This is a genomic window from Aeromonas sp. 62-46, from assembly GCF_001898585.1.
GTDB classification, from domain to species: Bacteria; Pseudomonadota; Gammaproteobacteria; order Enterobacterales; family Aeromonadaceae; genus Aeromonas; species Aeromonas caviae.
Window position 1 is genome coordinate 16,803 of sequence record NZ_MKUI01000053.1, and the last position, 12,824, is coordinate 29,626.

12 protein-coding genes are annotated in these 12,824 nt (G+C 62.8%); 8 read left to right on the forward strand and 4 right to left on the reverse strand.

The genetic code is table 11. The annotated features are described in order from the left end of the window. The first annotated feature begins 47 nt into the window (after positions 1-47). Entirely contained in the window at positions 48-2,063 is a 2,016-nt protein-coding gene (gene mnmC, locus BGO64_RS16830) for a bifunctional tRNA (5-methylaminomethyl-2-thiouridine)(34)-methyltransferase MnmC2/FAD-dependent 5-carboxymethylaminomethyl-2-thiouridine(34) oxidoreductase MnmC1 (RefSeq protein WP_223952841.1), read from the forward strand. Positions 2,064-2,180: 117 nt separating this feature from the next. On the opposite strand, the gene BGO64_RS16835 is transcribed toward mnmC, so the two are convergent. Further along, entirely contained in the window at positions 2,181-2,786 is a 606-nt protein-coding gene (locus BGO64_RS16835; RefSeq protein ID WP_010674487.1) for a DUF922 domain-containing protein, read from the reverse strand. Positions 2,787-3,109: 323 nt separating this feature from the next. Here BGO64_RS16835 and dcuC point away from each other — a divergent pair, with 323 nt between their 5' ends. The 5 genes from dcuC (at position 3,110) to BGO64_RS16860 (ending at position 9,592) form a co-directional block, all read left to right on the forward strand. Then, positions 3,110-4,462, forward strand: a complete 1,353-nt coding sequence (gene dcuC / locus BGO64_RS16840; RefSeq protein ID WP_286701047.1) for an anaerobic C4-dicarboxylate transporter DcuC — start codon at positions 3,110-3,112, stop codon at positions 4,460-4,462. Between the two features lie 90 nt (positions 4,463-4,552). Continuing rightward, positions 4,553-6,202 carry a bifunctional metallophosphatase/5'-nucleotidase gene (locus BGO64_RS16845; RefSeq protein ID WP_286701048.1) on the forward strand — a complete coding sequence of 550 codons (1,650 nt, stop codon included), beginning with the start codon at positions 4,553-4,555 and terminating at the stop codon, positions 6,200-6,202. 279 nt (positions 6,203-6,481) lie between these two features. Then, positions 6,482-8,125 (forward strand): hypothetical protein, encoded by a 1,644-nt coding sequence (locus BGO64_RS16850; RefSeq protein WP_286701049.1) that lies wholly within the window; start codon positions 6,482-6,484, stop codon positions 8,123-8,125. 130 nt (positions 8,126-8,255) lie between these two features. Continuing rightward, positions 8,256-8,759, forward strand: a complete 504-nt coding sequence (locus tag BGO64_RS16855; RefSeq protein WP_010674483.1) for a M48 family metallopeptidase — start codon at positions 8,256-8,258, stop codon at positions 8,757-8,759. An 83-nt stretch (positions 8,760-8,842) separates the two neighbouring features. Then, positions 8,843-9,592: a DUF2927 domain-containing protein gene (locus BGO64_RS16860; RefSeq protein ID WP_080944271.1), complete on the forward strand. Its 750-nt coding sequence runs from the start codon at positions 8,843-8,845 to the stop codon at positions 9,590-9,592. Positions 9,593-9,815: 223 nt separating this feature from the next. Here the strand turns inward: BGO64_RS16860 and BGO64_RS16865 are convergent, their stop codons facing one another. Next, the gene (locus tag BGO64_RS16865; RefSeq protein WP_010674481.1) at positions 9,816-10,070 is read right to left on the reverse strand and encodes a DinI family protein; all 255 of its coding nucleotides are present in this window, start codon (positions 10,068-10,070) and stop codon (positions 9,816-9,818) included. Positions 10,071-10,295: 225 nt separating this feature from the next. Here BGO64_RS16865 and BGO64_RS16870 point away from each other — a divergent pair, with 225 nt between their 5' ends. Then, the gene (locus BGO64_RS16870) at positions 10,296-10,565 is read left to right on the forward strand and encodes a type B 50S ribosomal protein L31 (protein WP_039040091.1); all 270 of its coding nucleotides are present in this window, start codon (positions 10,296-10,298) and stop codon (positions 10,563-10,565) included. Then, positions 10,562-10,687, forward strand: coding sequence for a type B 50S ribosomal protein L36 (gene ykgO, locus BGO64_RS16875; RefSeq protein WP_010674479.1), 126 nt, complete (start codon positions 10,562-10,564; stop codon positions 10,685-10,687). Before BGO64_RS16870 ends, ykgO begins: the two co-directional genes overlap by 4 nt. A 67-nt stretch (positions 10,688-10,754) precedes the next feature. Here the strand turns inward: ykgO and araC are convergent, their stop codons facing one another. Both araC and araH read right to left on the reverse strand, forming a co-directional pair. Then, positions 10,755-11,666 (reverse strand): arabinose operon transcriptional regulator AraC, encoded by a 912-nt coding sequence (gene araC, locus BGO64_RS16880; protein WP_039040092.1) that lies wholly within the window; start codon positions 11,664-11,666, stop codon positions 10,755-10,757. A gap of 132 nt (positions 11,667-11,798) precedes the next feature. After that, positions 11,799-12,800: an L-arabinose ABC transporter permease AraH gene (gene araH, locus BGO64_RS16885; RefSeq protein WP_010674477.1), complete on the reverse strand. Its 1,002-nt coding sequence runs from the start codon at positions 12,798-12,800 to the stop codon at positions 11,799-11,801. Positions 12,801-12,824 lie beyond the last annotated feature (24 nt).

A 12,824-nucleotide genomic window follows, 5' to 3' on the forward strand; every position in this document is an offset into this window, starting at 1 on the left:
TTCGGCTGCCAAACTGGTCTGCTTTCACGTAGAATGCCCGCGATTTTGTGACGCGAGCCGAGGAAAACGTGAGTCAAACATCCTTACATCATGCCCGATTGGACTGGAACGAAGCGGGAACTCCAGTCTCCAGTGAGTTCGGGGATGTGTACTTTTCCAATGATAACGGTCTAAGTGAAACCCGCTACGTCTTTTTGCAGCAAAATCGACTGCCAGAGCGATTTTCGCACCACGATAGTGACAGTTTCGTGATTGGTGAAACAGGTTTCGGTACAGGACTTAACTTTCTGGCCACAATGGCCGCCTTTCTGGAACAGGCCCCCCTGTCCGGCAACGGATCCCGGCTGCACTTCATCAGCGTCGAGAAATACCCCCTTACCCAGGCCGATCTGCGCAAGGCCCTGGCCGCCTGGCCCGAGCTCGCCCCCTTGAGCCAGCCTCTCATCGACCAGTGGCCGTTGCCGGTCTCCGGCTGCCATCGCCTGCTCTTTGCCGATGGCCGCATCCGCCTCGATCTCTGGTTTGGCGACATCAAGGAGATGCTGCCTCAGGTGCCCCATCCGGCAACCGGTCTGGTGGACGCCTGGTATCTGGACGGTTTCTCCCCTGCCAAGAACCCAGAGATGTGGACCCAGGATCTCTTCGACGATCTCGCTCGCCTCGCCCGCCCCGATGCCACCCTCTCGACCTTTACCTGCGCCGGTTTCGTGCGACGGGGGCTGATTGCCGCCGGCTTTGCCATGAAGAAGGTGAAGGGCCACGGAAGCAAGCGGGAGATGCTGGCGGGTGTTCGGGAAGGCAAAGTGCCGCAGCAGAGCATCGCCCCCTGGTATGCCCGCCCCGCAGGGCGGGAGGGAGAGGTGCTCATCATCGGTGGCGGCATCGCTTCCGCCATGACGGCGCTCTCTCTGGTGGAGCGGGGTCGGCACGTCACCTTGCTGTGCGAAGATGGCGAACCGGCCAGCGGCGCCTCCGGCAATCGACAAGGAGCCCTCTACCCCCTGCTTAACGGCGAACACGATGCCCTGTCGCGCTTCTATTCGCTGGCCTTCGGCTTTGCCAGAAACCGGCTGCTGGCTTTGGCAAAGCACCACCCCGTCGCCTTCTCGCTGTGTGGCGTCACCCAACTCGGCTACGACGACAAATCCGCCGCGAAGCTTGCCAAGATGAGCCAGGGCCCCTTCCCCCCCGAGCTGATGCACCCACTCTCGGCAGCGGAGGTTGAACAGGTGGTCGGCCTGCCCTGCGATGCGGATGGCGTGAGCTATCCCCTAGGGGGCTGGCTCTGTCCGGCGGATCTCACCCGCGCCGCCATCAGGGAGGCGCAGGCCAGCGGGCGGCTGGAAGTGGTGTTCAATGCCGCTGTAACCCGCATTGCCGAAGAGGCCGATGGCTGGCGAGTGGAGAGCCGGGATGGCCGCCAGTGGCACGCCCCCAATCTGGTGGTGGCGGCCGGGCATCAGTTGCCAACCCTTCTCCCCTTTGCCGAGCTTCCTCTCTATCCGGTGCGCGGCCAGGTGAGCCATGTGCCGACCACGGCTGGCTTGAGCCAGCTCAAGAGCGTGCTCTGCTACGATGGCTACCTCACCCCGGCCCACAACGGCGCGCACTGCATCGGGGCCAGCTATGGCCGCAACCAGACCGACCTTGCATACCGCACCGACGAGCAGGAGCAGAACAAGGCGCGGCTGCAAGCCTGTGTGCCCCAGCAGCGCTGGCCTGCCGAGGTGGATGTGAGCGGTGCTCAGGCCCGCATCGGGGTGCGCTGCGCCAGCCGGGATCACCTGCCGGTAGCCGGGCCCGTCGCCCGGTTGGCGGCGCTGGCGGATCATGACGTCAACGCCCCCGCGGATCAGCAGAGCGCACTACCCCTGCACGCCGGCCTCTACGTGCTGGGGGCGCTCGGCTCCCGAGGTCTGTGCTCGGCGCCCCTGTGCGGCGAACTGGTCGCCAGCGAGATCTGCGGCGATCCCCTGCCGCTGGCCGCCGATCTGCTGGAGGCGCTCCATCCCGCCCGCTACTGGGTGCGAAGGCTGCGCAGGGGCAAGCCACTGCGCGACTAGCCACCCAGGAGCCGGGGCTGCCCGCCTCCACGCCATTGGACACACCAATAAAAAACGGGCTCAATCAGCCCGTTTTTTATGTTTCCCATGAGCGTCCATGGGCCTGTACACGTGTCATCAGCCAGCCCTGGGCCAGACGACCCCCAGCTTGCGCCCCTGATCGGTCTGGCTGGCCAGGGTGTCGAACCGCGCCCGGGTGGCCTCCAGCACCGCCTGCCCTGCCTGCCAGCCCTGATGCTCCAGGGTTGGGCAATCCCGGGTCACCGGCAACTGGGCGAGGCGCGTGCCAAGCTGGCTCACGCTCTCCAGCAGGATGTCCTTGTGACGGCTCTCGTAGTCAAACATGGCGGCCACCAGCTTGTCCCACTTCTGGCGCTCCTTCGCGGGCGCACGGGCCTTGTCCATCCAGTTGGGCACCCTGACCTGGATGCGGGCACGGACGCTGGCCTGCTCCAGCTCGCAGCGCGCCGCCGTCGCCTTCGTCTGCAACTGCCAGGAGAGCTGATAGCTGGCCTTGCCGATGTGCCCGTCCGCCTGGGTGGGCGACAAGGCGGTGATCTGGCGCATCACGGCCCCCACATCGGCCCCGGAGACCCGATAGAACTGGAAGTCGACCTTGATATCGGGGGCGACCTTCACACCGGCATAGTGGGAAGGTACAGCACCGATTGAGGCGGCATAAATGAGGGCCACCGTCACCCCTGTCTTGCTGAAGAGTCCCATCTGTCCGCGGCTTTGCTCCTTGTGAGTCCCGGCTTAATTTCAATTAATAATCAATGAATTAATAACCCGATTGGGAGATTACCCCTGATCCAGCCCCCTGTCATCCGCTCTTGGCACCCGGTTGCTGCAAACGTGCGAGTCATCACCCCGGCTCAGGCGGGGATTTGCAGTCGAGATCACAAGCTGCCATCGAATGGATGGTGAAATACTCCTTAGTGGGTAATATCCGCAGTGTTTTTGTTGGCCGATACCGGATAGTCCAGCGCAACCCTCTGGTGAGCCCTGGCAGGCCACCCCCTCACTTCAACTCTTGGGAAGGTTTTATGATAGAACTCCTGATCGGCACCCTGGTCACCCTGGCCGTGGGTCGCTACATCTTCAAGGGTTACTCCGCCACCGGGGTACTGCTCAGCGGCGGCCTGCTGCTGCTGGCGATCACCGCCCTGATGGGCAAGGCGGTGCTGCCGGCGAGCGTCCCCTCCACCGGCCACATGGCCACCGACATCTTCGAATACGTGCGCTTCCTGCTGGTCGACAGGGGGGGTGGCCTCGGCATGCTCATCATGGTGCTGTGCGGCTTTGCTGGCTACATGAGCCACATCGGCGCCAACACCATACTGGTGAAGCTCGCGAGCAAGCCCCTCGGTGTCATCAAGTCCCCCTACATCCTGCTGGTGGCCGCCTATCTGGTCGCCTGCGCCATGTCGCTGGCGGTGAGCTCCGCGACTGGCCTCGGGGTTCTGCTGATGGCCACCCTCTTCCCGCTGATGGTCAACATGGGGATCTCCCGTGGCGCGGCAGCGGCGGTGTGCGCCTCGCCGGCCGCCATCATCCTCTCCCCCACCTCGGGGGACGTGGTGATGGCCGCCCAGGCCGCGAACATGGAGCTCATCGAGTTTGCCTTCAAGCTGACCCTGCCCATTTCCCTGGTGGCCATCGCCGCCATGGCGGTGACCCACTTCTTCTGGCAGCGTTATCTGGATCAGAAGGCCGGGGAGCACAACGCCGCGGTCGCCCCGAGCGATCTCGTCACCGACGCCCCCGGCTTCTACGCCATCCTGCCCTTCACCCCCATCATCGGTGTGCTGCTGTTTGACGGCAAACTGGGGCCCAAGCTCGATATCGTCACCATCATCGTCATCTGCCTGGTGCTGGCCGCCCTGCTGGAGCTGGTGCGCAAGCGCAACGGCCGCGAGCTGCTGGACGGACTGCAGGTGTGCTGGCGCAACATGGCCGACGCCTTCGCCGGCGTGGTGATGCTGCTGGTGGGTGCCGGGGTCTTTGCCCAGGGTCTGATGGGGCTTGGTTTCATCGCCAACCTCCTGGATCTGGCCCAGAGCTTCGGTACCGGCGGCATCATCATCATGCTGGTGCTGGTGGTCATCACCACCCTGGCGGCCTTCACCACGGGTTCCGGCAACGCCCCCTTCTACGCCTTCGTGGAGCTCATCCCCCATTTGGCCACCAGCCTCGGCGTCAACCCGGCCTATCTGGTGATCCCCATGCTGCAGGCATCCAACCTCGGCCGCACCATCTCGCCGGTCTCCGGGGTGGTGGTCGCCTGTGCGGGGATGGGCAATCTCTCTCCGTTCGAGGTGGTCAAACGTACCTCGCTGCCGGTGGCCGTCGGCCTGCTGGTAGTGATCCTCGCCACCCAGATCATGGTTCCCGCCTGACTCTTTACCGGCCCGGCTGCCGCCGGGCTGGTATCCCCCCCACCCCATGCAGTAGACTCGGTGCTCTTTTTTCCTAAGGAGGACCGAGCCTTGAGTATGACGGTTCAACTTGCCCACTTCAGCGACTGCCACTCCCATTTCGATGGCGCCCCCATGCGCTTCTCCCCCGATGGCGAGTCCGAATGGCGCACCCAGTGCGGCGGCTATGGCCGCATCCTGACCCGGCTCACCGCCCTGCGCCAACAGGCCGAGGCAGCCGGCCAGACCTGCCTGCTGCTGCATGGCGGCGATACCTTCCAGGGGTCACTTTACTTCAACCGCTTCAAAGGGCGGGCCAATGCGGACCTGCTGGCCCTCTTGCGACCGGATGCCATGGTGATCGGCAACCACGAATTCGATCTGGGCAACGGGCCGCTGGTGGAGTTTTTGCGCCAGCTCGATTTCCCGGTGCTCGCCGCCAACATCGACAACCGTCAGGAGCCCGCCGATGCCCCGCTGCGGCTGCAGGGACTGCCGCAGCTGTTTGACGCAAGCCGCCCCTGGCACAAGCGCGTCATCGACGACGTGCCCTTCGCCCTGCTCGGCATCACGCTGCCGCAGATGGCCGCCATCGCGAGCCCCGATCCCCACACCCGTTTCCACGGTATCGAAGAGACCTTGAGCCGCGCCCTCGGCGAGATCAAGGCCGCCGGCATCCAGCACATTATCCTGCTCAGCCACCTGGGTCTGGCGCAGGACAAGCGACTGGCGACCCGCTTCCCCGAGCTCAGCCTCATCGTCGGCGGGCACACCCACAGCCTGCTGGGGGATCTGGCGCCGCTCGGGCTCGACAGCGAAGGCAGCTATCCCCTCATGGTGAACGGGGTGGCCATCCTGCACGCCGCCCACAGCGCCCTCTGTCTCGGGGTGTGCGAACTCACCTTCGACGAGCAGGGACGCGTGTGCCAAAGCCGCGGCCAGCTGGAGTGGTTACCCTGGGATCCCTGGCCCTTTGCTTCCCCGCCTCCTGCGGGGCTGCACTTCTGCGAACCGGCCCCCGAGCTCGAGCAGCATCTGGCCAGACGCTATCGTCCCGAGCTCGAAACCATGACCCGGCGCGTGGTGACCCGGCTCGCCGATCCGCTCCATCACCAGCGCCTACCCGATGCCAGCCTGCCCGCCGGCAGCCAGGTCGCCCCCCTGGTAGCGAGTGCCATGTTGGCCAGTGCCCGCGAACAGGTGGGTCAGGTGGACTTTGCCCTGCACAATGCCGGGGGCGTGCGCTGCTCCCTCGAGCCCGGCCCCCTGACCGAAGCAGACGTTGCCGGGCGCCTGCTGCCCTTTGCCATTCCCCTCACCCTCTACCGGGTGCACGGCCATGAACTGGCCGAGGCGTTGGAGGGGGCCATCGACAACGCCACCAACAACGGGGTGACGGGCAATGGCAGCGGCAGCTTCCCCTATACCGCCGGGGTGCGCTTCTGCTATCAGGCCGACAGACCCAAAGGGGAGAGGATCACTCGCCTGGAATGGGAAGTCAGCCCGGGTCAGTGGCAGCACGTCGAGCCGGATGCCATCTATCGCGGGGTCTCCAGTGCCTATACCGCCTCCGGCAAGGAGGGCTACACGGCCCTTGCCCGCACCCTGACCCAGCACAATCAGGAGCTCGGCATTACCCTGGCGGATGCCTTCCTGCGCTGGGCACGCCACCTGCCGGAACTCAGCCCCCTGCCGGCCCTGGTGGAGTATCACGGCCAGTGAATCTGGCACCGGCCCATCCCGGGTCGGTGCCGCCTTGCCCCCGCATAGGGGAATCCTGATCCGCTCCCAGGCGCAGGCCCCCTACCATGCAACCTCAGGCTGTGACGCCCGACTGCGCCAGCCCTGTCTTGTGATGGGGCCTGCCAGTGCAGCCAGAGGCGTGAAAACGATACTTTTACGAATTATTTCAGGTGCCTACACTTCTTCCATTGCATCGTGCAGCCCGGCTCGGCAAGATAAGCCCGCTTTTTCAGTCTTTCCCGCAGGAACAGGTCACCCATGAATCATGCCATCCGCTTTACCCCGCACCGCCACAATCCCGGGATCAGGCCGTCGGTCATCTTGCTCACCGCCCTGATGGCTCTGCTGTTCTGTCTGCGCAATCCGTTGTTCCACGGCATGGCCCCGGGATTTGATGCCTCCCTGTTTGCGGTGATGGGCAAGATGTGGAGCGAGGGGGGCGTACTCTATCGGGACATGATCGACATCAAGGGTCCCATGATCTTCGCCCTCGATGCTCTGGGCTATGGCCTTGGTGGCTTCTTCGGGATCTGGCTGCTGGAGTGGGTGCTCTGCTGGCTGGGCCTCATGGCGAGCTGGCAGGCTTTTTCGCAGCTCGGGCTCTCGGTGCGGGCGCGACTTGGCAGCATGCTGGCCCTGCTGGCGCTCTACAGCACTCGCTACTACTACGGCAACATGACTGAGGACTGGACATTCCATCTGGCCCTCATCGCCCAGTGGGCTTTCATCACCATGCTGCTGGACAAGCGATTCAGCTGGGGACCGGCCCTGGTCGCCGCACTCACCTTCGCCATCGTGGCCTGGATGCGCACCAACAACGGCGCCTTCTGGGGTGCCTGGTATCTGGTGCTCTTCTGTCACTGGTGCCTGCGCGAGCAGTGGCGCTGCGCCTTTGCCCTGCTCTTTTCCAGCCTGCTTGGACTGGCTCTCGTCGGCGGCCCGCTCTATGCCTACTTCCAGCACCACGACGTGCTGGCAGAGTTCAAATACTACGCCTTCGGCATCTTCTTTGAAGGGAGCTACGGCAACGGTTTCTCTCCTGAGGTAGGCGCCGTCGGTCTGCTGCGCACCGGCCTCATCATGCTGCTGCCCGCCTTCCTCGTCCTGATGCTCGGGCGCCGCCAGGAGTGGTATCTCCCCGCGCTGTGCGCCACCCTGCTGGGGGTGCTGTTCACCCTGATCGCCAACTCGGTCTCCGGCCATGTGTTCGATCACTATGACGTGCTCTATCTGCAGCTTGGCCTGCTGCCGCTCGCCTGCCTGCTGGACAGAAGCGAGCAGCGATCCGATGCCCTGGGGCTACTTTGCATCTCCCTGGTGGTGCTGACCGCCAGCTGGTTGCTGGCACAGCAGCTCGGCTATGGCTGGAGCACCAAGGAGTGGTCTCTGGAGCGGGTGCGCGAGGTGCTCGGCAACAGCCTGCTGTGGGCCTTGCCCGTGCTCATTCTGGTCCCGCTCTGGCGCGCCTGGGACGTGCGAAGCGCCACCCCCTGGCTCGCCTCGCTGGCCATGCTGGCGCTGCTGGTCAACAACGCCTGGGAAGGCAATCTCAAGGGCAGGCCGTTCAATCCCCCCGCCCAGGTCAGGGTCGATCGTATCCTGGCTGAGACGGCGCACACCGACAAGATCTGGGTCGATGGCATCCAGCCGCAATACTACCTCTGGACCGATCGCCAGCCGGCCTCCGCCTATCTGTTCTTTGCCAACGTCAACCCGCCCTACGATGTGCGCGAGCGGGTGCTGGCTGACATCAAGCGCCAACACCCCAAATTCATCATCGCCAAACCGGAGCGGGTGGCACAGGAGCTCAAGACTCCGACCTCCCCCTCCCACCTTGCCTTCTACCAGTATCTGACAGACCAGTATGAAGAGGTGGATCCGGGCCTGTACCGGCGCCGCTAATCAGGCACACAGAAGGGGCCATCCTGGTGATGGCCCCTTTTCGTTGCCGTCATAAAGAGGGGGCCGACCATGTTCAAGGGGCCCCATCCTGACTACAATGGCGCTCTTTTTCGCGGCAGAGGGAAGAATCATGGCGGAGCTGACTTATCTGGGGGGCTATCCGGAGCCACTCAAGGCTCAGGTACAGCAGTTGATTGCGGCGGGCAAACTCGGCGAGATGCTGGCCAAGCGCTACCCGCAAACCCACCTCGTCCAGAGCGACAAGGCGCTGCTCGCCTATACCATGGAGCTGAAGAACCGCTACCTGAAAAGCTCGGCGCCGCTTTCCAAGGTGATCTTCGACGGCAAGATCAACGTGATCAAGGATGCCCTGGGACTGCACACCTATGTCAGCCGGGTGCAGGGCAGCAAGCTCAAGGCCAAGAACGAGATCCGCATCGCCGCCCTGTTCAAGGAGGCCCATCCCGCCTTTCTCAAGATGATAGTGGTGCATGAGCTGGCCCACCTGAAGGAGAAGGATCACAACAAGGCTTTCTACCAGCTCTGCCAGCACATGGAACCGGACTATCATCAACTGGAGTTCGATCTCAGGCTCTGGCTCACCTGGCGTGATATCGAGCGTACCGCCCGCTGATCCCCTTGCAAGGAGGCAAGATGCGCCCATGGCACACACCTGTCCAGCCCGTTCGCCATGGGCACTGGTTGCTCCAGGGGCTGATGCTCTGGCTCTTCTCCCTGCCGCTGTCGGCCACCGAACGCTGGCAACGTGATGACTACCTTGTCCAAAGCTTCATGGAAATCGCCATGAAACGGGAGTATGGCCATGAACAACAGGAGCACTTCTCCCGCTGGCCGGGCCCCGTGCGTCTCAAGCTCGTCAACGAATTCGGCGACAAGCCGCTGCAGGCCGAGGTCGTCAAGGTACAGACCCGTCACCTGAGCAGGATCACCGGTCACCCCATCGAGATTGTCAACGACAACCCCAATCTCACCCTCATCATGACCCGGCACAAACAGATGGCGAGCTGGGCTGCACGCACCATGCGCCAGGACGAGTCGGTGCGCATCGCCCTCAAAGAGGGGATCTGCCTGGCCAATTTCGCCACCAACGCTCGCTACGAGATCACCCGTGCCACCATCATCATTCCGGTGGATTACAGCCGGGCAAAGGGCCGTTTTCTGGATTGCGTGGTGGAAGAGTTAAGCCAGGTGATGGGGCTGCCCAACGACTCGGACAAGGTGTTCCCTTCCATCTTCAATGACAGCAGCATCGACAGCTTTCTGACCGGGCTCGATTACGTGTTGCTCAGGCTTGCCTACCACCCGGCATTGCAACCGGGCATGACGGCGGACGAGGTACGCGCGGCGCTCCCCACCGCCCTCAAGGCACTGCGTGCCAATGGCGACATCGCACAGGCCACCCAACGGGTGCAGGTCGACAGCCTCAAGCGTTGGGCGGGACTCTGAGCGCAGCCAGAGACATTACTCTTTCGCCTTTCGCCTTTCGCCTTTCGCCTTTCGCCTTTCGCCTTCATGGTCATGCGCCTCCCCCATCAACGCAACACGCAGCCCATGGCTGCGTGTTTTGAAGAGCGGTTCGGCAAAGCCAGTACAGGGATCATCATCCGGCTGGAGACTCCTCCTCTCGGCCTGGCAGATCACGACGATGCTTGCTGCTGAGAGCTTATCTTCAGGCCTCCAGAGCCTCTTCTTCCGGCATCCAGCTATCGGCGTTTTCCCACACCTCCTGAACCATGGCTTCGGCCAGCTCCTTGTCTTCCTTGCTGGCGCGACTGACCGTCAGAGCCATGGCACTACCCGGCGCCACCCGCACATGCAGATCGGGAAAGCGCTCACCCAGTTGCTTGAGCAGCTCCTGGCGCAAGGCCTCCATGGTCGAGGTGGGGATCTGGTGTTTTCTGTCGATGATGATTTCCAGGCGCATAGGGTACGTCTCCATGATAATTAACTGTATTTTTATACAGTAATTTTAAAAAGTAAAGATGGTGGCTGCACATAGGCCCTCACCGCTCACACCTTCTCGCTGACGATGTGCAGCCGAACGGCCCCGATTTTCCCCCATCGCTGTCATCATGGAAAAAACAGTTGATATTGATTCTCATCCATCGCATTATTCACGCCTTGTTATAACATAACAGAAGAGGCAATCATGCGCCCCCATATTCACCCTGAATACCGCAAGGTTCTGTTCCACGATCTCGCCAGCAATACCTACTTTCTGATCGGCTCCACGCTGGCCACCGATCGCACCAGAGAGTGGGAAGATGGCAACACCTACCCCTATGTGACGCTGGATGTCTCCAGCGCGTCCCACCCCTTCTATACCGGCAAACAGAAGCAGGTCGGCAAGGAAGGTCAGGTCGCTCGCTTCGGCCAGCGATTCGGTCAGTTCTTCAGCAAAGGAAAAGAGAAACAATGAAAGTCCTCGCCTCCCTGAAATCCGCCAAGTCGCGTCACCCGGACTGTCAGATCGTGCGTCGGCGCGGCAAGCTGTTCGTCATCTGCAAGAGCAATCCCAGGTTCAAGGCTCGTCAGGGCTGATTGCGCATCCGCCCCTCATGGATAACAAAGCCCTCGTCATGAGGGCTTTGTCATCTCTGGGCTCTGCTCACAGCGGGGTGGCGCACTTGCGGTATTCGGTGGGGCTGACTCCTACCCGCTTTCGGAATACCCGCGAGAAGTAGAGCTGATCGTCATAGCCCACCTGCTGGCCTATGGTGGCGACCGACAGCGGTGTGGTCTGCAGCAACAGCTTAGCCCGCATGATGCGCTGATCCTCGCGCCAGCGCACTATGCTCACCCCCACCTGCTCGCGAAACAGGTGCGCGAGGCGCGAGGGGGACAAGAACACCTGCTCCGCCAGCGCTTCCACCGAGATCTCGGCCGAGAGGGACTCGCTCAGGATCTGGCACGCCTCGTGGACCCGGTGATCGATGGCTGGATAGGCATTCTGGGACGATGCCTCGTAGCAGCGGATGAGCAACCGCTCCAAGAGGTTCATGGCCAGTTGCTCCGACATGGGCCGCAGCTGCTTGTGGGTCTCCTCGATGTCGAGGAAGAGGGCGTCGAATTCGGTGAGCAGCTGGTTGTCCGCCAGTTGCAGTCGCCCCACCTGCTCCGTCACCTGGGGCCACTTGAGCCAGTCAGCCCAATAGGCCCGCGGCCGGAAATAGACCCAGCGGTGATACCACTCTCGGGCATCCGGCGCCCGGCCGTAATGGTGCACCGCCGCTGGTGGAAAGAGCAGCAGGTCGCCGGGTTCCACGGTGAAGGCCTTGTCCCCCTGAAAGATCTGTCCCTTGCCCTTGATGGTCAGATTGACGATGAACCCCTTCATGCCGTGGGGCCTGTCGATGGTGAAATCCAGCGCGCTCCCCTGCTCGATGGGAGTCATCCCCGAGACCAGGAAGACGTCGAAGGCGTAGCCAGGCAGCAGGGGATTGAGTTGTTTCGGCTTCTCTTTTTGCATCGAGGACATGGCGGAAAACAGGGTTTCGGTAAAAAAGTCGACATGGGCCATTGTAGAGATCCGGCGTAGGAACCCCCTATGTTCGCAAGCTGTTCGTTGTGAAATTGTTGAACTGGCTCACAGCTTGCCGGGGAAAACACCGGGCCGACGCGAGGCCCGCCCGGTGACGAGGAAACACATCGCTCAGATACGGGCTTTGCGCACCTGCTTGTAGCGGTCGAACAGCACGGCGGCGAGCAGGATGAGGCCACGCACCACGTACTGGGCAAACGGGGAGATGTTGAGCAGGTTCATGGCGTTCTCCATCAGCCCCAGGATCAGCACCCCGGCGATGATGTAGGAGATCTTGCCGATCCCCCCCTTCATGGAGACCCCCCCCAGCACGCAGGCGGAGATCACCACCAGCTCGAAGCCGATGGAGGTCATGGGCTGACCCGAGGTCATGCGGGATGCGAGGATGATGCCGGCGAGCGAGGCGATGAGCCCGGTCATGGTGAAGATGATGATCTTGGTGCGCACCACGTTGACCCCGGCCAGACGTGCCGCCTCCTCGTTGCCCCCCATGGCCAGGGTATTGCGCCCGAAGGTGGTCTTGTTGAGCAGCAGCCCGAACAGCACGAAGCAGACAGCCGTCAGCCAGATGGGCGTCGGGATGCCGAGCAGGGCGGAGTTGCCAAGCTCGAAGAAGCCCTCCTCCACGATGCCCACCGCCTTGCCGTCGGAGATGATGTAGCCCACCCCGCGCGCCATCTGCATGGTGGCAAGGGTGGTGATGAGGGCGTTGATCTTGAATTTGGCCACGACGATGCCGTTGATGAGGCCAAAGACAAGGCCCACCGAGAGACCGGCCAGAATGCCGAGGGGGATGCTCTCGGTGGCGTTGATGCCCACCGCGCAGGCAACCCCGGAGCAGGCCACCACAGAGCCCACCGACATGTCGAACTCGCCGGAGGCGAGGCAGAACAGCATGCCGCAGGCCACCATGCCCGACATGGAGACGGCAAGCCCGAGCCCCCGCATGTTGATCAGGCTGGCGAAGTTGGGGACCAGCACGCAGGCGAGCAGGAACAGGATGGCGAAGATCACCAGCATGCCGTACTGATCCCAGATGCGGGTCAGTTGCAGGCGGGTACCGCTCGCCGCGGTGTCGTTGGCGGCTTGGCCGACCGAGGTCGTTGTTGTCATGGTATTTCTCCTGAAAATTCCGGG